The sequence below is a fragment of the Halomonas sp. BC2 genome, assembly GCF_002078115.1.
In the GTDB taxonomy this organism is placed as follows: Bacteria; Pseudomonadota; Gammaproteobacteria; order Pseudomonadales; family Halomonadaceae; genus Vreelandella; species Vreelandella stevensii.
Genome location: NZ_LFGT01000025.1, coordinates 1 through 19,488, shown reverse-complemented (window position 1 = coordinate 19,488; position 19,488 = coordinate 1). Strand labels below are relative to the sequence as shown.

Here is a 19,488-nt window from a genome sequence, read left to right as displayed (position 1 = left end):
GCTCGGCCATCGTCTGGACATTCGCTTCGACCCGGGTGACGCGCCCAGCGACATCACCGCCTACCGCAACGCACGCGCCTCCTTCAACGAGCGCTAGCCTTCCACCCCGCTCAGGCGTCGAACGCCTGGGCGGGCATCATGGCCTCCACGTACATCACCAGCTCTTCCAGTATCTGCCGCTCATGGTCACTCAGCGACTGCTGATTGTAACGTTCGATTTCTCGAGCAAACGCCTTCAAGGTAAACCCGGATAACGCCGGATCGTTCATGCGCATCCAGCGAAAAGCTTCCCACTGCTCACGCTCATCGCCTTCCAGCGTTTCCGGATAGCTACGGGCGCGGAAGCGGAACAGCATCTCTTCCAGACGCGGATCCTGAAAGGCAAAGCGCTGGCCCACCAGATCCCATGGCTCCATGGCTAGCACGCTTTCCATCTGCTGGCGGTCTGCCGCCGAGAAAAAGCTGCCGGCGTACAGCATCAGGTCAGGGTCCTGGGGCGATGCGTCATGCTTGGCATCAAACACCTCTCTGACCTTCTGGGCCACCCCGGCGGCAGCGCGCAGGGTTTTCCAGTGGCCTCGGCAGGCCTCGATATCCACACCCAGCCGGGCAGCAATCGCCCCGTACTCTCCCTTGTGCTCACCCTCGATATCCTTGAGCACCGTGGCTGGAAAGACCACCGGGCAGCGGTTGATGTGAATCACTTTGAGGGGAATACGCGCCTCGCCTTCAGAAAGATCCTGCTGGCTGACGAACACCCGCTCACGAATCTGCTCGGCACTCAATGAGAGCAGGTCGTCCGGTGCCACGCTCAGGTCATAGACGATCACCCCGTTGGGGTTGGTGGGATGCTCGGCCAAGGGCATGACCAGGGCGCTACAGCCACGACTGGCCGGGTAGCGGCGCGAAATATGCAGCAGCGGCTTGGCATTCGGCAAATCCAGCTGCTGGGCCACCGCCCGTTTGCCGCGCAGGCCCAGCAAGTAGTCGAACAGCTTGGGATTGCGCGTCTTGAGCAACCTTGCCAGGGCAATGGTGGCACGCACATCGGCCACCGCATCGTGGGCCCCTTCATGGGCAATGCCGTTGGCCGCCGTCAGATGCTCCAATTTGAAGCTGGGTGCGCCATCGTCACGAAGCGGCCACTCGATACCCTCCGGGCGCAGCGCGTAAAAAGCCCGTACGACGTCGATCAGGTCCCAGCGAGAATTGCCGTTCTGCCACTCACGGGCATAGGGGTCGAGCAGGTTACGATAAAACAGGTGGCGGGAGACTTCATCGTCGAAGCGCAGGCTGTTGTAACCCGCGACACAGGTGCCCGGCTCGCTCATGGCGCGCTGTACCTGCTGGGCAAACTGGGCTTCCGGCAGCCCTTTGCGACGGGCTTTCTGAGGCGTGATACCGGTAATCAGACAGGCTGCCGGGTGCGGCAGGTAATCGTCGGCGGGCTTGCAGTAGAGCTCGATGGGGTCGCCGATTTCGTTGAGTTCGGCGTCGGTGCGCAGTGCCGCAAACTGGGCAGGCCGATCACGGCGTGGGTCAGCACCGAAGGTCTCGTAGTCGTGCCATAGAAAACTGGCCGGGGCGGCATGGGATGGCGCCATGAATGCATACTCCCTTGAGCGAAATCCCCCACCCACAGGCAACGCCCATGCGGGTCGGGTGGGAACAAAAGCTCAAGACTAGCACACCCACGACGCCTATCGCCGCTACATCGCCCAGCCCCTAGCTCTTGGGCAACGTCACGTTCAGCTCCAGCACCGAACAGTTGTCTTCTCTGTCCAACGAGATTTGAATGGCATCGTCATCCACGTGCACATAGCGGCGGATGACCTCCAGCAGTTCGCGCTCAAGCAGCGGCATGTAGTCTGGCTGACCACGCTGGCTACGCTGATGCGCCACGATGATTTGCAATCGTTCCTTGGCCACCGAGGCGGATTTCTTGCGCTCACGCTTCAAGAATTCCAGCAGTTTCATCGACGACTACCCCCAAACATCCGGCTCAGCAATCCCTTGCGCTGAAGCTCATGAAAACGTAGCGGCATCTCTTCACCCAGCAGCCGAGACACAGTGTCGGCGTAGGCTTGCCCAGCATCACTGGCCGCATCGTGGGTCACCGGCACCCCCTGGTTGGAAGCGCGCAGCACCGCTTCGGATTCCGGAATCAACCCCAACAGGTCGATGGCCAGAATCTCGCGAATGTCTTCCAGCGTGAGCATGTCGCCCGAGGTCACACGCGACGGGTTGTAGCGGGTGATCAACAGGTGCTCCTTGACCGGCTCCAGCCCCTGCTCGGCACGTTGGGTTTTCGAGCCCAACAGCCCCAGAATACGATCCGAATCGCGTACCGACGATACCTCGGGGTTGGTCACCACGATGGCCTCGTCGGCAAAGTACATGGCCAACTGGGCACCGCGCTCGATACCTGCCGGGGAGTCACACAGGATAAAGTCGAAATCCTCTTTCAACTGCTCGAGGATCTTTTCCACACCCTCCTGGGTCAGCGCATCCTTGTCGCGGGTTTGCGAGGCGGGGAGGATAAACAGGTTTTCTACCCGCTTGTCACGAATCAGCGCCTGGTTCAGACCAGCCTCTCCCTGGATCACGTTGACCAGATCGTAGACCACCCGGCGCTCGCACCCCATGATCAAGTCCAGGTTACGCAGCCCCACGTCGAAATCGATCACGACGGTTTTCTTGCCGCGTAGCGCCAGCCCCGTCGAAATTGCCGCAGCGCTGGTAGTTTTACCGACCCCCCCTTTACCAGAGGTCACCACAATAATCTTGGCCAAGAGTCACTTCCTTCTTGAAGTCGTTTATGGCGAGCGCCGTGGCGCTATTCACCTAACGGGAACATCAATGTCGTCAAAAGCGGTACTGTAACGGATCGCGAGGGCGGCGTCGCCAGGCAGAAAACATCAGCCTCTGCCCGGCGGTTCAGCCACTCGGCTCAGTCCAATGGTTTGATATCCAGCTGTTCCGCAATGAAATGCACCTCAGCTGACCGCCCCAGCAGTTGAGAGTCGATATCTTCCAGGCGCTTGTAGTTGCCCGCCACGGACAGCAGCTCGGCTTCCAGTTCCCGGCAGTAGATGCCGGCATCGGTATTGCCATGGATGCCCGCCAGAGCGCGCCCTCGCAAAGCGCCGTAAATATGAATACTGCCTGCCGCCAGCACTTCGGCGCCCGCATTCACCGCACCAATCACGATCAGATCACCTGCGGCGGAGCTTACCTGCTGCCCAGAACGCACGGTGCCACGGTAGAGACGCGTCACCCCCGATGTCTGGGCGGGAGGGAGCGCTTCCTCATCGGCCGCTGGGGTCGATTCAGCCAGCGGCGCGACACTTTCCAACGCCCTTGCGCGCCCCTCTTCTACCGGGGCAAACCAGCCCAACCCCAGCGCCCAGGCAGACTGGCGTATTGGCTCGGCCCCACCGCGCACGGCCACGGGCAGCAGCTTGTGATCGCGACATACGGCACAGATACGCTCCAGTGCCAGGTGCGGCTCATCGAGTTTTTCCACGCTCAACACAACCGGTGTATGCTGAAAGAACGCGGGGGATTGCGACAACTTGCCAGCCAACTGCCGACGGATGCGCTCCGGGTCAGCACTGGTCAGCTCCATGACGGTCATCGGCAGCATGCCGCCCTTGAAGGTGAAGGCTATGTCGGCACTGTTGGCGTTGAGGCTCATGGCCGAACTCCATGTCTTGTTCAGATAAAATAAGGGTAGCGCAATCTCACGCCTTGGGTTGTGATTGACTGGAAAACTCACAACCATAGGGCAAAGCTAAGCGACAGTGACGATGACTGCAACCGCCTACTCATCGATGGCTGATTTTTTTCATATTACGCACCTCTTGGCAGGATGATCCATGCACGGACTGTTACGACGCCTGTTCGCTCCTCGGTGGCAACACCCCGATCCCGAGGTGCGTCTCAAGGCACTTCATACGCTGGACCCACAGCATCCTGAGCAGCGCACCGCGCTTGTCACACTCGCCCAGGACGACAACACCGAGGTAGCACTGGCCGCCTTGCTGGCGCTGGATGACCTGCAAGGCCTGATGGCAGGCTATCCCGAACAGGCCGATAACGAGGCGTGGTTCAACGCGCTTTGCCAGCGGCTCACCGGAGCCGAGGGCCGCACCGACCTGGCCACGCGACAGACTGTCGTGGCGCAACTGACTGACCCACGCTTATTGAACGCGCTAGCCGCCCAGGGCGACAACCTGAGACTGCGCCTGGCCGCCCTGGAACGGATGACCGATGAGCAGATGCTGGTGGAGCACGCCTGCCATAACAGCGTGGCGGCCGTACGTCAGCAGGCGGCCGAGCGTATCACCGACGAAGACAACCTCAAGCGCCTCCTGAAAGAAGCCCGGCGTGACCGGCAAGTGGTCCGGCTGGCCAGGGAAAGGCTCACCCAGCGACGTGACGATGCCGAGTGGCTGGCCGAGCAGCAGGCTCAACGCGAGCACCTTCTAGCACAAATGGAAAAGCATGCCCACGCCCCCTGGGAACCACTCTATGGCGGTCGCTTTCGCCACCTCGAGCGGGAATGGCGTCAGTTGGATCACCCGGCCACTGCCGAACAGGAGCAACGCTTCCAGCAGGCCGTACTGGGTTGCCGCAAAACGCTGCAAGACCATGAAGCACAGGAGCAGGCACGCCAGCAAAGCCTGGCTCGCCGGGCCGAAGTCGAGAACACCCGCGATCAGCTGTTGAGCGGACTCGAAGAAACGCTGGAAGGCCTGACTCACGGCACTGACCTGACGGCTCAGGATATCGATAGCCTGCGCGCCCAGCGACAGCTGCTGGACCAGCGTTGGCAGGCGCTCTCCGATCAGCACGCCCCCCATGAGACTGCCCAGCAGCGCTATTATCAGGTGCTGCAGCAGTACGAACACTGCCTGGAGGCCTGGCAGCGCTGGCTGGCGGTACGCAGCGCGCTGGAGCAAGCGGTGGTCCAGCACGACACGGCGGCGCTCAGCGCACTGATGACCCAGTGCGATTGGCCAGCCACCTTGACGTCTCCCGCACTGCTGGCACAGGCGCAAACACAGCTGGCACATACGCCCCAAACCAGCGCCACACCCCCCCGGGGCCTTCGCTCAAGGCCCTGGCCGCCGACCTGGATAGCTTCGAGCATCTGCTGGAGCGCGGTTCGTTCAAAAGCGCCAGCCGCCAGCACCAGCGCCTCAAACCGCTGATAGAAGCGCTGTCCGGCGACGAGGCCCAACCCCTCAAGCGGCGGCTCAAGCAGCTAGGCGCCCGGTTGGCCGAACTACGTGACTGGCGCGGCTTCGTGGCAGGTCCCAAACGTGAACAGCTGTGCGCCAGCATCGAGACGCTGGCCGACGACCAGCACATGGCCGAAGCGGCACTGGATCGCCATCACCGCCAACTGGTCAAGGAGTGGAAAGCACTGGGAGATGCCGCCGCCAATCGCGAGCAATCCGCACGCTTTCGCCACGCCTCCGACCGGATTCACGAGCGCCTCGCCCCCTGGCGCGCACAGCTCGACGCCGAACGCGGTGCCAACCTGCGTGGCCGTGAAGCGCTCTGCGAACAGCTCGAAACCCTGCTGGCCCAGCCTGCCGAAAATGCCGACCCGGACGTGCTGCGTGAAATTCGTGACAAGGCACGTCTTCAGTGGCGCCATTACTCCCCCGTACCACGCGAGCATAGCGAAGCGATTGGCCGACGATTTGGCGCCATTCGCCATCGGCTGCAGGCTCTGATCGATCAGCGTGCGGAGCAGATTGCCCATCAAAAACGTGACCTGATCGAGCAGGTCAATGCCCTGCAAAGCGAGGACGCACAGCCGCTGGACGCGCGTATTGCGCGTACCAAACAGCTGCAGCAGCAGTGGCGGACGCTAGGCCGCGCACCCAAGGGGGAAGAGCAGGCCCTTTGGAAGGCGTTCCGCAGCGCCTGCGACCAGCTGTTTGCCCAGCGAGAGGCTCGCAAGCAGGCACAAGCCTCGCGGCAACAGCAGTCCCTGGACCAGCTGCAGGAGATCATTGATGAAATGGACAGCTGGCAGCCCACCCATGCCAGTGACACCCGTACGCTGGAACAGTATCTCTCTCGTGTCGAGCAGTGGGAGCCCCTGCCCAGGCATCGGCGCAGTGACGGCATGCAGCGCCGTTTGGGCGGCATCGTGCGTGCCAAGCGCGAGCGACTCAACCGTTTGGCCATGACCGAGGCCGTAGCCCGCTGGCAAGCGCTGACGCCCCTTATCCACGCGCATTTGCAGGCCGACCAGCAGGCCTTACAAGGCGAGTCCACGCCCAGCGTCGACGCATCCCAAATACAGGCCCCACCGCTGCCCGAACACTTTGCAAACGCGCATCAGCAGCGCAACCAGGCCCGACAAGCGCTGCTTGCCGCCGGAACGCCCGCGCAGGATAACGCTCTGGAAGAGCCACTGGCCCGCCTGAGGGTGCATCTTTCATTGCTGGCGCTGGGAACCGTCAATCAACGTGACGAGCCGCTTCGCCTGGCCATTCAGGTCGAGCGGCTCAACAGCGGTATTCATCAAACGCGCAGCCCCGTCGATGAGCTGAATGACGTCCTGGCCGAGCTGCTCGCACTGGGACCGTTACCCAGCGAACTGTGGCAGCAAGAAGCGCCTGAAATCGAGCGACTGCTGCAGCGACTGGCCAGACCACCCCAGCCCTGAATCCCCAAAAGCAGACGGCACTCACGCAAACGGGAGGCGCATGGCCTCCCGTTTTTCACATCGCTCTTGTGAAGAGTCGTGCCTGACAGCAGGGCTTAGCCCATGAACTGACCGCCGTTGATGTCGATATTGGCGCCGGTAATGAATCCCGACTCCTTGTCTGCCAGGAAGGTCACCAGGCGGCCGATCTCTTCCGGCGTGCCGTAGCGCTTCACCGGGATGGTTTCACGGATCGCCTCGCGCACCGGCTCGGGAATCTTCATGATCATATCGGTGGCGATATAGCCCGGCGATACGGTATTGACCGTAATCCCCTTGGTGGCGGTTTCCTGCGCCAGCGACATGGTCAAACCATGCATACCGGCCTTGGCCGCCGCATAGTTCACCTGGCCAAACTGTCCTTTACGTCCATTGATGGAGGAGATATTGATAATCCGGCCGTAGCCATTCTCCAGCATCATCTCGATCACGCTGCGGCACGTGTTGAACACCGTATTGAGGTTGGTATCAATGACTTGATACCACTGCTCATAGGACATTTTTTTCATGGTGCCATCGCGTGTGATACCGGCACAGTTGACCAGCACACTGATGGGGCCATGCTTTTCGTGGATCTCGCGGGCACCTTCGATACAGGCATTGTGGTCGGACAAATCCACACCGGACAGTGCGATGTTGTCATAGCCATCGGCCTGCTGCGCTTCCAGCCATGTTTTGGCCTTGTCAGGGTTATGGTACCCCGCCACCACCAAATAACCCGCATCTGCCAACGCGCGGCAGATTGCCGTTCCGATTCCACCAGTTCCACCAGTTACCCAGGCGACGGGGGCTTGATTGGCCATTGACTACCTCCCTGATATGACAAATGGCTTGGACTGTAAGCACTGTTATGGTGTCGCAAGCCACTTTGAATAAGCGCCTTCACGCTTTTCTCACTGACAGCGAGCCGCTTGAACTCATCAGCGGCACGCTGACCGCATGCTTTTTATTATGCCTACTGAAAGCATAGCTATACTCTGGCCATGTTGCAGCACGATGATCATGACCGCCAGCATAAAAGCGTTTTATCGAAGGGGTTGACTTGGCGATAAAAATGCGTAGAATACGCCACACGTTGATGCGGGGTGGAGCAGTCTGGTAGCTCGTCGGGCTCATAACCCGAAGGTCATCGGTTCAAATCCGGTCCCCGCTACCAAACATAGAAAAAGCCGATTCTTTCGAGGATCGGCTTTTTTGTGCCTGTATGGTAGGTGCAATGGCCCGGTGGGAGGGGGCTTTAGCCCGCGATGATGGCGGCACCAGTGCTTGCCCAGGCAGTCGCCCAATGAATCCATGACGCGCCGATGTTCATCATGGTTTATGGCTGTCTCACGTGACTATCCGCCATCAACAAGGTTCATCGCAGTTTGCCGAGAATGGCTTCGCTTTCAAGCCAGTCTGCGTAGAACCTTTTTTGTATGCGTCACTCCTGCAGCAAAACTTATGCAGCCAACGTTTTATTTCCAACACATTGCTTGAATCCTCCGCCTCACGCCTGCATATCCAAGGGTAATCCCTTTTTCACGCGATGCAGAGTTTACCCATGTCGATTATCGATCCCCGCACCGGCAACCCTTTGACGGCCGACCCCGCGACCAGCCAGAGTGCTGCTGCACAGGGTGAGCGCCCCTCCGTTACTCGCGAAGAGGTCATCATCGAACTGAACGCGGGCAATATTCAGCAGGTGCTGGAAGCGTCCATGCAGGTACCGGTACTCCTGGATTGCTGGGCTCCCTGGTGCGAGCCTTGTAAAAACCTGATGCCGGTGCTCGAGAAGCTGGCCGTCGAGTATGCCGGGGCGTTTCTGCTGGCCACGCTGGACGTGGAAGCCAACCCGGAAATTGCCAGCCAGCTTGGCGTGCGCTCGGTGCCAGACGTGAAGCTGGTGAGCCAGGGTGGCCTGGTGGATAGCTTCCAGGGGGCGTTGCCAGAGAAAGAAGTCCGCGAGTGGCTCAATCGCTACTTCCCTGCTCCCAGTGATGCACCGCTCAGCCCCGAAGAGCAGGCAGAGGAAGCCTTGGGGGCTGGCGACGCCGCTGGCGCACGGGAGATCTACCAAACGCTGATGGGCCAATATCCCGAGCACTACGCGTATCAGGTGGGGTTGGCCAAAGCGCTGGTCGCCGAAGGCCGCGGTGAAGAGGCGCGCAGTGTGTTGGACAATTTGCCCCCCGAAGAGCGCGATGCCGCGCCCGCGCGTGGCGTGCGCGCCAGCATCGAGTTCAGCGAACAGGCGCTACCTGCCGAAGAGATCGCCACGCTGGGTGATCGCACGGACAGCGAAGCGCAGTATCAGCGGGCGCTGCGCCAGGTGGCCGATGGTCAGTACGACGCAGGCCTGGAAGCCTTACTGACGCTGATGAAGCAGGACCGCGCCTATAACGACGACGCGGCCCGCAAGACGCTACTGCAGGTATTCGATGCACTGGGAGCCGACCATCCGTTGACGGTCACCTACCGCCGCAAGCTGTTTGCCCTGCTTTATTGATGCTGTACAACCAGCGCAGCGCATCACGCTTTTAGCAGCGCATCCATCCGTGACAACGCCGCTTCCAGTTGGGAAGCGGTGGTGCCAAAATTGAGGCGCACGAACCCCGGGCAGCCAAACGCGGTACCGTCTGACAACGCCACGCCTGCCTGCTCCAACAGTGCCTGGGCGGGAGATGCCCCCAGACCCGCCTCACGCATATCCAGCCACGCCAGATAGGTAGACTCTGGCGCGCTCAGCGAGACGCCGGGCCACATGGCCACGCGTGCTTCCAGCGTTGCCCGATGGCTGCGTAGCACCTCCAGCAACGCCTGCCGCCATGGCTCCCCGTCACGGTAGGCTGCCTCGGCAGCCACCAGTCCCAGCACATTGCCATCGGGCAAGAACCCTTTGGTGGCCGTGGCAAAGCGCTCTCTCAGTTCGGCATCGGCGATGACGGCACAGGCGCTGGTCAACCCGGCCAGGTTGAAGGTTTTGGACGGTGCCCACAGCGTGATGATTCGCTTGGCCAGGGTGGGAAACATGGCCGCCAACGGGCGATGCTTGTCGCCCTCGCCCAATAGCAGGTCACAGTGCAGTTCATCCGAGACCACCCACAGGTCATGGCGCTCCACCAGCGCTGCCAGGGCCGTCAGTTCTTCTGTGGTCCAGACGCGCCCCGTTGGGTTGTGGGGATGGCACCATAGCAGCAGCCGCGTTTGTGGGGTCATGGCCGCTTCCAGCGCGGCAATATCCAGTGTCCAGGGCTCGCCAGGGGCGGCGGGCTCGGCTAACATCGCCTGCTGTGCCACGCGCCCCGTACGGGCAGCCACCGCCATGAAGGGGGGATAGATCGGGGCGACCGTCAAGATGCCTTCGCCTGGCTGGGTCAGCGCCATGGCGGCAAAGTGCAGCGCCGGCACCACGCCTGGCAGCCACTGCTGCCAGCTCGGCTCAATCGTCCAGCCATAGTGCTGGGCGCTCCATTGGCAGAGGGCATCGGTCAAACTGGTGGGCACTTCGCCGTACCCATAGACGCCGTGTTCGACCCGTGCCTGAAGCGCGTCTATGACGGCAGGGGGTGAGCGAAAGTCCATGTCGGCCACCCACAGCGGCAACACGTCAGCACCAAAGCGGTGCCATTTTTGGGATGCATAACCTCCGGCAGGCGCGCGTCGCTCAACAGGCGTGGCAAAATCGAATGCCATGATCGGTCTCACTTATGTTTACGAGGTAGTCACGCAGCATGCCGCAAGATGACTTTTATACCAAGGTGCGTACAGGACTCCCGGCACTGCTGCGTCAGTGGCTGTCGCTAGGCAGGGCTGATGTCGATCAGTTGGCGCTGATTCTGGCGGAAACGGCACGGGTAGCCAAATTGGGCACGCCGGAGTCGACTCCCAACGGCGCCACGCTCCGGCAGTGGTGCGAGGAAAGCACTGCTGAAATACCGCGCTGGGCGCCTCGTACGGCGGTGTTTCTGCTCAACCAGATGCCTGCCCGCCCTGCGCCACAAAGCGAAGAAGAAGCGTGCGCCTGGGCCTACTGCTGGCTGCGCAATCGTGACTTCGTGTCGCTGAACGATGCCCACGCCGCACTGCCCGAGCATCTCAAGGCACCGCTCGAGCAAGCGCTGGAAGCGGCCTGGCAGGACCAGCAGGGGCTGCGCCTGGTTTAGGCTCCGGATGAACACGGGTTCAGCGGCGTTTACGCACCGGCGATTTGGGCTTGAAACCTGCTGGCTTGGTGGCCAGCCACGTCACGAAGTCGTGAATCTCCGGGTCTGCTTGCAGCGCTTCCAGGCTGGCAAAGCGGTCGGCCAATTCACGCTCGTACGTTTGTCACACCACTAATAAATCACATAATAAAGCAAGGAAAACGCCGCATGATAGAAGTTCCGCTCACCTGGCAACTGGCCAAACTGGGGTTGTCAGTCAGCATGGTATTGGGTCTGGGGGCGGTCGCCGTTCGCGCCAGCCCACGCGTGGCTGGACTGCTCTCGGGCTATCCGCTGGGCACGGCACTGGCGCTGTTTTTCATCGGTTTGGAAATCTCACCCGCCTTTGCCAGCGAAAGTGCCGTTCACACCCTGGCGGGCTTTACCGCCACCATGGCCCTTGGGGCTGGTTACATCGTGGCGGGGCGCCGACCCGGCATGTCGGGCGTACTCGGCGGCGTACTGGGCGGTTTCGCTGCCTGGCTGGCCGTCAGTACGCTGCTGGCACAATTCAGCTTCACGCGGGTCACTGGTACGCTGGTCACGCTGTGTGCCATCGTGCTGTTCAGCTGGCTATTTCGTGTGGTGCCCGATGTCAGAAGCTCGGCAGGCAGAGCGTTTTCCTGGTCAGCGTTATTGGCACGCGCCACGCTGGCCACCGTCATCATCTTCACCATCACTCGGATTGCCCATTGGGTGCCCCCTCAGTGGGCGGGAACCTTGGCGGCTTTCCCCGTCACCATGCTGCCTTTTTTGCTCATCCTGCACTTGAATCACGGCCATGCGCCCGTGGCCACGGTCATCAAACACTACCCCATGGGCTTGGGCTCACTGCTGTGCTATGCGCTGTGCGTTTCCTATACCTATGACACGCTGGGGCTTTTCTGGGGCACGCTGGCCGGGTTTGCCGTGGCGACGCTCTGGCTGCTGGGCTGGATGCAGCTCACTGCCTGGTATCATCGACGTCGCGCTTGACCAAGCGCTCGCTTGGGTGAATGCTGACAAGGTATTTTGACGCCTCCATAACAAGGATAAAACGATGTTTACACGTATCATCGAGCCAGCCTTTTACGACACCGACGCTCTGGGCCATATCAACAATACCCGCCTGCCCGCCTGGTTCGAGCTGGCGCGTAATGATCTTTTCAGGCTCTTCACCCCTGATCTGAATCCACGCCAGTGGCGGCTGATCATGGCGCGCATGGAGATCGATTATCGCGCTGAACTGTTTTATGGCCACGATATCGAAATACGTACCTACCTGACTCGGCTGGGCAACAGCTCCTTCACCGTGACCCAGGAAGCACGCCAACGCGAAACGTTGACGAACCTGGGACACACGGTCATGGTGCATTATGACCATCATGCCAAGCGTGCCGTCCCCCTCGAAGGAGAGCTGCGTCGGGCACTTTCCACACACTTAGTCACCGAGCCCGCACCAGCCTGATCGACATGGGCCACCCAAGGCGGGGCATCAGGAGTCCTTATGGCTATCCGCTACAATCTCTGGATCGATCCCGACAATACGGCGCAGCACCGCGCCGTCGAGGCCGACCTGGAGCGCTATTTCATGGAGCGTTTTGCCGATTACCCGCACATCCGCTTGTTTGGCGCAGACCCCTACGATTATGATGCCCCGTTCAATCGGCTCTACGATGCGCTGATGGCCCGAGCGGCGGAGTACTGCGAAGAGAAGTGGCGCTACGTGGCGTCACCGGAGCAGTTGAACCGCTGCTTTTTCAGAGCCGTAGGCCGTTCGACCAAATTCGTTCAAGACGATCAACAGTGAGACCCCTCAGCAATGGTTATTCGTACCGACCAAGCACCCGACGAACGCCAACTGGCGATTATCACCCAGCAGCTCGGGCGTGCCCCACGCGGTATCGAAGCCGTTGCAGCCACCGATGCGCATGGCACCCCTCTCGTGCTGCGCATGGCCCCCATCGTTGACGACAAACCGTTTCCTACCCTGTACTGGCTCTGCTCGGATCTGCTCAAGATCGAGATATCGCGTATCGAAGCCGTGGGCGTCATCAAGTCGCTGGAGCAGCGCCTGCAGGAGGAACCCGAGTTTCTCGCCGCCTATCGACAAAGCCATGAAGATTACGTGGCCACGCGTTGGCATTTCATGAGCGAAGCCCAGCGGGAAGAGGTCGCACGACTGGGTTACACCGATGTGCTCACCGAGCGCGGCGTTGGCGGCATCAGCAACTGGCAACAGGTACGCTGCCTGCACACCCAGTACGCACATCACTTGTGCGGCCACAATGTGATCGGTCAGTGGATGGATGAGCATTACGACGTTCAACGCTGCCTGGCTTGAGTCGACAGCGGCACCCCGCCCCTCCCCGTTTACGATAAGGACTCGTTATCATGTCACGTATTTGTGTCTACCTCGGTTCCCGTGAAGGCAGCAGCCCCGCTTTTCGTCACGCGGCCCATACGCTGGGAAGCGCACTGGCCCAGCGCGGTCATACCCTGGTATACGGCGGCGCACGGATAGGTCTGATGGGGGCGTTAGCCAATGCAGCGCTGGATGCTGGCGGTGACGTCATCGGCGTCATGCCTGACCACCTGGTGGAGCGCGAACAGGCGCACTTCGGGCTGACCGAATTGATTCGCGTACCCAACATGCACGAACGCAAGGCGACCATGGCGGCCAACGCCGATGCATTCATCGCCCTGCCCGGTGGCATTGGCACGTTTGAAGAGCTATTCGAGATATGGACGTGGGGGTATCTGGGTCTCCACGACAAGCCCATGGGGCTGCTGGATACCGACGGCTTCTACGCTCCGTTGCTGACCTTCCTGGATGGCACCGTTGGTCACGGATTCATGGCTCAGACGACACGTGACATGCTGCTGGACGCGCCCACGCCCGATCAACTTCTGGATGTGATGGAAACCCAGCTACGCTAGTCAGGAGCAGCGGCCAAGCTGCGCCAGGGTACGTTGGTAGGTCAGCTGCAACAGGCGCGCATCTTCGCCTGCCCGATGACGGTGGATGCTGCGCTCGGCTACGAGGGCTTCCTTGGTCTCGCTCCAGATCGCCTGCTGCTCTTCACTCATCAGGATACGCAGCGCCTCCAGACGAAACCGCGGCAGCATGCCCGCATGATGGAACAGCAGCGATAGCCAGGTATTGTCGTAGCCCCAGCTATCGCTGTACGCCTTGCCAAGTTCGCGCAGCTCATCGTTCAGCCAGTGGGCTACCTGGCGCACCGGGTAGCCCTCCTTGATCAATCGATCACGGGAAATGCCATGCAGCAGCTCGGCCTTCGGGTCCCAGTGGGTCCACTCTTCGAGGGGCTGAATCAGAAACGCGCAGCAGCTGCCGTCGGCACGTGCGATGCCAACTTCGATCGGGTAGCTGCCACGTCCAAACCCGGACGCTTCAATATCCAGCACTGTTGGTAGCGTCTCGGACACTGCTTTCCTCATCAGTCTATCGGCAGGCCAACGACCTGCTGCGAACCCGCTCACGCCGCTGCGCGACGGCCCGCCAGCGAAGGTTGTTCGGCCAGATTCAGCCAGTAGGCGGCCTGGGCCTGGTCTACCACCAGCCCAAGCTCCCCCCGTCGGTAGGCGCGCACCAGGCGCTGTGCCGCGAGGTAATGGCCTGCCTGAGCTGCACGTGCATACCAGGTCACCGCGTAATCCTCACGCTGTGGATACTGCACGCAGCCATGCTCGTAGATATACGCAAGCTGATACTGTGACTTTACATCACCCGCCTGGGCCGCTTCCAATACATAGCGGGCTCCGCGCGCTTTATCCTGAGGCGACACGCTACGATGAAACAGCATGTGCCCGTACAGCGACTGGGCATCAGGATGCCCCGCTTCCGCACAACGCTTGAAAAGACGCATCGTCAGCCGTTGGGTACGCGGCGAGCGCGGCAACAGCCAACGCGTGTGAAACAGCTGCTCGGCCAGACGAAACTCCAGCCGAGTCAACAGCGATGATACTTGCGGCATGGCAAACCACCCTGCCTCTTTTGCTTGGAAAACTTCGGCTAGCGCCGTTCAGGAGCCGCTAACCACGCGATAAATCAGCCCTGGGCCGATTAATGGGCTGGCAAGCATACGCTTGCCTTGGCGCCGACTCAACCCTATTGATTTGCTGCTTTTGTAGCGCCTCGTTAACATGGCTGCCAGTGGTCGAATATGGCGCTTCTCAGCGCCTTGCCACCCGAGCACATCACGTCTCAATTAAGGAGAGAGTCAATGCAAACGCGCCCCTTGGGTAGAACGGGCATCGACGTCAGTCGTCTGTGTTTAGGCACCATGACCTTTGGTGAGCAAAACAGCGAAGCCGAAGCTCACGAACAGTTGGATCGCGCCGTTGCGTTTGGCATCAACTTCATCGACACGGCGGAAATGTATCCGGTTCCCCCCAAGGCAGAGACGCAGGGGCTCACCGAACGCTACATTGGCACCTGGCTGCAGGCGCGCGGTGCCCGTGATGACGTGATCATCGCCACCAAGGCAGCAGGCCCAGGCCTGGATCATATTCGCGGTGGGCCCAAAATGAGCCGGGAACACCTTCATCAGGCCATCGACACCAGTCTCGAGCGGCTCCAGACCGACTACGTGGATCTTTATCAACTGCACTGGCCCGAGCGCAGCACCAACTTCTTTGGCAAGCTGGGCTATGTGCACGATGAGCATGAAGAGACCACCTCTCTCGAAGAAACCCTATCGGCCCTCAAGGAACTCGTCGATGCAGGCAAAATTCGTGCCGTGGGCCTTTCCAACGAGACCCCCTGGGGCGTCATGCGCATGCTGCATCTTTCGGAGCAGTTGGGCCTGCCCCGGGTGGCCTCCATTCAGAACCCCTATAACCTGTTGAACCGCTCCTTCGAGGTGGGTCTGGCAGAAATCGCTCATCGTGAAGATGTCGGGCTGCTGGCCTACTCTCCACTGGGTTTTGGCGTCCTGTCAGGCAAATATCTCAACGGCGCCCAGCCTCCCAAGGGCCGTCTGACACTGTATGAGCGTTTCAAGCGCTACACCTCGCCAGAAGCGGAAGCGGCGACACAGGCTTACGTGGATCTGGCCCGAGAGCATGACCTGGACCCCGCGCAGATGGCGCTGGCCTTCGTCAACTCGCGTAGCTTCTTGACCAGCAACATCATCGGCGCGACGACCATGGATCAGCTGGAAAGCAACCTCGCCAGCGAAGGGCTCAAACTGGACGAAGACGTGCTCACGGCCATCGATGACATTCATCGCCGCATGCCAAATCCCTGCCCCTGATGCCCCTGCGCCCGATAGCCCTGCCGCTATCACCCCGATAGCCTTGGCACACCCCAAGGCTTGATATAATAGCTGCACGATTTCTCGTCACTGCCCGCACGTTCGCGTGGGGCAGTGGCCTATTCCTGGTCACGGCAAAAGGAGCCCGCCATGCTGAGCGTCATTTCCCCGGCCAAAACGCTGGATTTCGAAACGCCCTCCACTACCGATCAGGTGACACAGCCTGACTTTCTGGAGTATGGCCAGCCGCTGATCGATATCTTGCGTGGTTATTCACCTCAACAGCTGAGCGATTTGATGGGCATCAGCGACAAGCTGGCCGGGCTCAATGCCGCGCGCTTTGCCGAATGGCAGCCCCCCTTCTCCCTCGATAACGCCAAGCCCGCCGTTCAGGCATTTCAAGGAGACGTGTATACCGGTCTGCAGGCCGAGACTTTCAGCGAGGCAGACAACCGCTTTGCGCAGCAGCATCTGCGTATCCTCTCAGGCCTCTACGGCTTGCTGCGCCCGCTGGATCTCATTCAGGCCTACCGTCTGGAAATGGGCACCAAACTGCCCAACGATGCTGGCAAGGATCTTTATGCCTACTGGAAGCCGGTGCTCACGCCCGCGCTCAACCAGGCGATTGAAGACAGTGGTTCCAGGGTTTTGGTCAACCTGGCCTCGAACGAATACTTCAAGGCCATCGACACTCGGAAGCTGGATGCACGCATCATTACGCCAGTGTTCAAGGACGAAAAGAACGGTACGTTCAAGATCATCAGCTTCTACGCCAAGAAAGCCCGTGGCTTGATGAGCGCATGGATCATCCAGCAACAGATCAACGACCCCGATGCCCTGACATCGTTCGATGTGGCAGGTTATCGCTTCGACTCGGCCGCATCGGAAGGTGATACGCTGGTCTTTACGCGCAAGGAAGCCGACCGCGACCGCTAGAAAAAGGTTACCGGCCATGGTGAGCGCGGTTTGAGGAAGCGCTGGTGCACCTCCTTGAAAAGCGGGGTGTCACAGCGGTGCAGCCACTCATACGCCACCATGTCGGCGCTGACGGCCACCGCGCCTGCCGCACAGGCACGCGCTTTGGCCAGTTGCGCCTCTTCGCGGCGACGGCTAGCCGTTGCTTCGCTCAGCCAGAACACCTCGTAGCCCGCCTCCCGCAAGCCCAGCACACTTTGCAGTACGCAAATGTGAGCTTCCGTGCCACAAACGATGATCTGATGTCGCCCCAGCGCTTTGAGGGCCTGTGCAAAGTCAGGCTCTTCCATGACGCTGAAATGCGTTTTTTGCCATCGTTCATGTGTGCCCACGGCCTTTACCAGCCCCGCCGCCGTACCGCCTAAACGCTCCGGGTACTGTTCAGTCAGCCAGCGTGGCACCTGCAGCATCTCGGCCACCCCAGCCAGCCAGGCCGCTTCACGAATGGCCAGTTCGCCGCCCTCGATGACGGGCAGTAATCCGGCCTGGAAATCGATCAGCAGCAGCAGACTATCTGTCTTATGAATACGCACTTTTTCACCTTACTTTTGTCTTTATAGTGTGTGTCAGCATAACCCAGACAGGACGTTACACGGTACACTGGCCCTCGTTTATGGATTGGGAGCTGGGTTCCCGGCGCCTTCCGTTTTCTGCATCCTGAAGGGAGAAACCTCAATGTTACGACAGTTTTTTGTCATGCTGCTGGTCAGCGTGATGGGTATGAGTGCCGCTATCGAGTATGCCGAAGCGCGCCGCATGGGCGGTGGTGGCAACGTGGGCAGTATGTCTCGCTCGGCGGACCGCCCCGCCAGCACGCCAGCTCAACAACAGGCCCAGCCTGCCCAGCAGGGTCAGGCAGGCGCTGCTGCAGCTCGCCGTGGCGGCATGGGTGGCATGATGGGCGGCCTGCTGGCCGGTGGCTTGCTGGCAGCGCTGTTCTTTGGCGGCGCCTTCGACGAGCTGCGCATGATGGACCTGCTGGTCATGGTGGGTGTCGCAGCGCTCGCCGTCTTCGCGTTCCGCGCCTTCATGCGCCAACGTCGTCCTGCCACGCAAGCGGGTTATCAGCGCGAACAGCATGGTGACGCTGCCCCCGCGGCTCCCACCAGCTTCTCTTCGTCGGCAGCTCCCGGCAGTTTAGCCAGCGGCCTGCAAAGCACGCCTGCCTGGTTCGACAAAGAGCGCTTTCTCGGCGGCGCCAAGGAGCACTTCATGACGCTGCAGCGCGCCTGGGACAATAACGACTTCAGCCAGATTCAGGAGTACGTGACCCCCGAGCTCTACAATCTGCTGCGCGAAGAGCGCGCGCAGGAGCCTGCCAACAACCGCACGGAAGTCGTGCGCCTGTTCGCCGAGCTTGGCGATATCAATGAGTACGACGGCGTTGCCGAAGCCACGGTCATCTTCCATGGCCTACTGGAAGAGAACGGCGAACAGACCGAGTTCAACGAAACCTGGCACCTCACACGCGCCATGCGTGACCAGGCTCCCTGGTACCTGCAAGGCATCGAGCAGAACCCGGGTGCCTGATACGCGGGTCATTGACCGCTGAAACGCAAAACAGCCGCTGATTCAGCGGCTGTTTTTTTATGCTTGACCCGTCACGTTCAGACGGCGGGTGCTGCATCGCTTTATTGCGGGCTTAGTTTTTCAAATTTAGTTTTCGGCAGAGTCTTCGATGCTCTCGCCCATCTCTTCCAGGCTTTCACCGGCGCTTTCGATGCTGTCATCGATACTTTCGCCAGCCTCCTCGGCGGGACCCTGATTATCACAGGCCGCCAGACCACCTACCATCAGCGCAATGAAAAGCGCAGTCGCCAGCTTCTTGATGATCGTCGTATTCATGTGGTTCTCCTCCTGAGTCATTACTCCAAATCATTCAATTACATACTAAAAGAGCACAGGGTTGTACACCAGATGTGAAGAGTAAGGAGTTGTTATAAATTATGTTAAGCCCGCCTGCTTTGCGTAAATATCGTGCACTGTCCACACACCACTATTGTGCACAACGCACAGCAAAAAGCCCCGAACACAATGTGCTCGGGGCTTTCTACTTAATAAGTGCCTGACGATGTTCGGGCCGGCCACCCGGCGGGCGGCGCTCCGCTACTCTTCAGGGGGAGACCCCTAAAAAGCAAAACCCCGACCATAAGGCCGGGGTTTCGTAATAAGTGCCTGACGATGACCTACTCTCACATGGGGAGACCCCACACTACCATCGGCGCTAAGCGGTTTCACTTCTGAGTTCGGCATGGGATCAGGTGGTTCACGCGTGCTATGGTCGTCAGGCGTAACAGGTAATGCATATCATGCTGAGGTGTTCTTGACGTATTTTTGACGT

Annotated in this window: 23 protein-coding genes, 1 tRNA gene and 1 rRNA gene; 13 read left to right on the top strand and 12 right to left on the bottom strand. The window is 60.3% G+C overall.

Translation table 11 applies throughout. The annotated features are described in order from the left end of the window. Positions 1–110: 110 nt before the first annotated feature. The 4 genes from sbcB to minC form a co-directional block, all read right to left on the bottom strand. Positions 111–1,604: an exodeoxyribonuclease I gene (gene sbcB, locus B7L71_RS14510; RefSeq protein ID WP_081138816.1), complete on the bottom strand. Its 1,494-nt coding sequence runs from the start codon at positions 1,602–1,604 to the stop codon at positions 111–113. Between the two features lie 121 nt (positions 1,605–1,725). Beyond that, complete coding sequence (minE, locus tag B7L71_RS14505; protein ID WP_081138815.1) at positions 1,726–1,977, bottom strand: cell division topological specificity factor MinE; 252 nt, start codon at positions 1,975–1,977, stop codon at positions 1,726–1,728. Then, on the bottom strand, positions 1,974–2,792 hold the full coding sequence (gene minD / locus B7L71_RS14500; protein ID WP_081138813.1) for a septum site-determining protein MinD: 819 nt from the start codon (positions 2,790–2,792) through the stop codon (positions 1,974–1,976). Before minD ends, minE begins: the two co-directional genes overlap by 4 nt. A gap of 158 nt (positions 2,793–2,950) precedes the next feature. Beyond that, entirely contained in the window at positions 2,951–3,697 is a 747-nt protein-coding gene (gene minC / locus B7L71_RS14495) for a septum site-determining protein MinC (protein WP_081138811.1), read from the bottom strand. A gap of 181 nt (positions 3,698–3,878) precedes the next feature. Here minC and B7L71_RS18065 point away from each other — a divergent pair, with 181 nt between their 5' ends. Continuing rightward, positions 3,879–5,216, top strand: a complete 1,338-nt coding sequence (locus B7L71_RS18065) for a hypothetical protein (RefSeq protein WP_446497435.1) — start codon at positions 3,879–3,881, stop codon at positions 5,214–5,216. A gap of 65 nt (positions 5,217–5,281) precedes the next feature. Beyond that, positions 5,282–6,691 carry a DUF349 domain-containing protein gene (locus B7L71_RS18060; RefSeq protein WP_446497434.1) on the top strand — a complete coding sequence of 470 codons (1,410 nt, stop codon included), beginning with the start codon at positions 5,282–5,284 and terminating at the stop codon, positions 6,689–6,691. Between the two features lie 95 nt (positions 6,692–6,786). On the opposite strand, the gene phbB is transcribed toward B7L71_RS18060, so the two are convergent. Then, positions 6,787–7,533: an acetoacetyl-CoA reductase gene (gene phbB / locus B7L71_RS14485; protein WP_081138809.1), complete on the bottom strand. Its 747-nt coding sequence runs from the start codon at positions 7,531–7,533 to the stop codon at positions 6,787–6,789. A 276-nt stretch (positions 7,534–7,809) separates the two neighbouring features. On the opposite strand from phbB, the gene B7L71_RS14480 reads away from it, so the two are divergent. Both B7L71_RS14480 and B7L71_RS14475 read left to right on the top strand, forming a co-directional pair. Next, positions 7,810–7,886: transfer RNA gene (locus B7L71_RS14480), tRNA-Met, on the top strand. 387 nt (positions 7,887–8,273) lie between these two features. After that, positions 8,274–9,218, top strand: a complete 945-nt coding sequence (locus B7L71_RS14475) for a tetratricopeptide repeat protein (protein ID WP_081138808.1) — start codon at positions 8,274–8,276, stop codon at positions 9,216–9,218. A 23-nt stretch (positions 9,219–9,241) separates the two neighbouring features. Here the strand turns inward: B7L71_RS14475 and B7L71_RS14470 are convergent, their stop codons facing one another. Further along, positions 9,242–10,405 carry a MalY/PatB family protein gene (locus B7L71_RS14470; RefSeq protein WP_081138800.1) on the bottom strand — a complete coding sequence of 388 codons (1,164 nt, stop codon included), beginning with the start codon at positions 10,403–10,405 and terminating at the stop codon, positions 9,242–9,244. A 38-nt stretch (positions 10,406–10,443) separates the two neighbouring features. On the opposite strand from B7L71_RS14470, the gene B7L71_RS14465 reads away from it, so the two are divergent. Then, complete coding sequence (locus B7L71_RS14465) at positions 10,444–10,875, top strand: hypothetical protein (protein WP_016915967.1); 432 nt, start codon at positions 10,444–10,446, stop codon at positions 10,873–10,875. Positions 10,876–10,894: 19 nt separating this feature from the next. Here B7L71_RS14465 and B7L71_RS17915 read toward each other — a convergent pair whose 3' ends face one another. Continuing rightward, entirely contained in the window at positions 10,895–11,020 is a 126-nt protein-coding gene (locus B7L71_RS17915; RefSeq protein ID WP_016915966.1) for a hypothetical protein, read from the bottom strand. 62 nt (positions 11,021–11,082) lie between these two features. Here B7L71_RS17915 and B7L71_RS14460 point away from each other — a divergent pair, with 62 nt between their 5' ends. The 5 genes from B7L71_RS14460 (at position 11,083) to B7L71_RS14440 (ending at position 13,833) form a co-directional block, all read left to right on the top strand. After that, complete coding sequence (locus B7L71_RS14460; protein WP_081138798.1) at positions 11,083–11,889, top strand: hypothetical protein; 807 nt, start codon at positions 11,083–11,085, stop codon at positions 11,887–11,889. Between the two features lie 64 nt (positions 11,890–11,953). After that, the gene (locus tag B7L71_RS14455; protein ID WP_081138797.1) at positions 11,954–12,361 is read left to right on the top strand and encodes an acyl-CoA thioesterase; all 408 of its coding nucleotides are present in this window, start codon (positions 11,954–11,956) and stop codon (positions 12,359–12,361) included. A 39-nt stretch (positions 12,362–12,400) separates the two neighbouring features. Beyond that, complete coding sequence (locus B7L71_RS14450) at positions 12,401–12,703, top strand: hypothetical protein (protein WP_016915962.1); 303 nt, start codon at positions 12,401–12,403, stop codon at positions 12,701–12,703. 12 nt (positions 12,704–12,715) lie between these two features. Continuing rightward, positions 12,716–13,237: a DUF501 domain-containing protein gene (locus tag B7L71_RS14445; RefSeq protein ID WP_016915961.1), complete on the top strand. Its 522-nt coding sequence runs from the start codon at positions 12,716–12,718 to the stop codon at positions 13,235–13,237. A 50-nt stretch (positions 13,238–13,287) separates the two neighbouring features. Then, positions 13,288–13,833 (top strand): LOG family protein, encoded by a 546-nt coding sequence (locus B7L71_RS14440; protein WP_016915960.1) that lies wholly within the window; start codon positions 13,288–13,290, stop codon positions 13,831–13,833. Here the strand turns inward: B7L71_RS14440 and B7L71_RS14435 are convergent, their stop codons facing one another. After that, positions 13,834–14,343 (bottom strand): hypothetical protein, encoded by a 510-nt coding sequence (locus B7L71_RS14435; protein ID WP_026001954.1) that lies wholly within the window; start codon positions 14,341–14,343, stop codon positions 13,834–13,836. It lies immediately after the preceding gene. Positions 14,344–14,393: 50 nt separating this feature from the next. Next, a complete protein-coding gene (locus B7L71_RS14430) occupies positions 14,394–14,891 on the bottom strand; it encodes a tetratricopeptide repeat protein (protein ID WP_016915958.1) in 498 nt (165 codons plus the stop codon). A 249-nt stretch (positions 14,892–15,140) separates the two neighbouring features. Here B7L71_RS14430 and B7L71_RS14425 point away from each other — a divergent pair, with 249 nt between their 5' ends. Both B7L71_RS14425 and yaaA read left to right on the top strand, forming a co-directional pair. After that, positions 15,141–16,172, top strand: coding sequence for an NADP(H)-dependent aldo-keto reductase (locus tag B7L71_RS14425; RefSeq protein ID WP_016915957.1), 1,032 nt, complete (start codon positions 15,141–15,143; stop codon positions 16,170–16,172). A 150-nt stretch (positions 16,173–16,322) separates the two neighbouring features. Then, positions 16,323–17,108: a peroxide stress protein YaaA gene (gene yaaA, locus B7L71_RS14420; RefSeq protein WP_016915956.1), complete on the top strand. Its 786-nt coding sequence runs from the start codon at positions 16,323–16,325 to the stop codon at positions 17,106–17,108. Here the strand turns inward: yaaA and B7L71_RS14415 are convergent. Then, positions 17,105–17,680, bottom strand: a complete 576-nt coding sequence (locus B7L71_RS14415; protein WP_016915955.1) for an isochorismatase family protein — start codon at positions 17,678–17,680, stop codon at positions 17,105–17,107. The two genes, yaaA and B7L71_RS14415, sit on opposite strands and share 4 nt — an antisense overlap. A gap of 142 nt (positions 17,681–17,822) precedes the next feature. On the opposite strand from B7L71_RS14415, the gene B7L71_RS14410 reads away from it, so the two are divergent. Further along, positions 17,823–18,677 (top strand): Tim44 domain-containing protein, encoded by an 855-nt coding sequence (locus B7L71_RS14410; RefSeq protein ID WP_081138795.1) that lies wholly within the window; start codon positions 17,823–17,825, stop codon positions 18,675–18,677. A 126-nt stretch (positions 18,678–18,803) separates the two neighbouring features. Here the strand turns inward: B7L71_RS14410 and B7L71_RS14405 are convergent, their stop codons facing one another. After that, positions 18,804–18,992 (bottom strand): hypothetical protein, encoded by a 189-nt coding sequence (locus B7L71_RS14405; RefSeq protein WP_081138794.1) that lies wholly within the window; start codon positions 18,990–18,992, stop codon positions 18,804–18,806. A 328-nt stretch (positions 18,993–19,320) separates the two neighbouring features. Beyond that, positions 19,321–19,436, bottom strand: a 5S ribosomal RNA gene (rrf, locus tag B7L71_RS14400). Between the last annotated feature and the right edge of the window lie 52 nt (positions 19,437–19,488).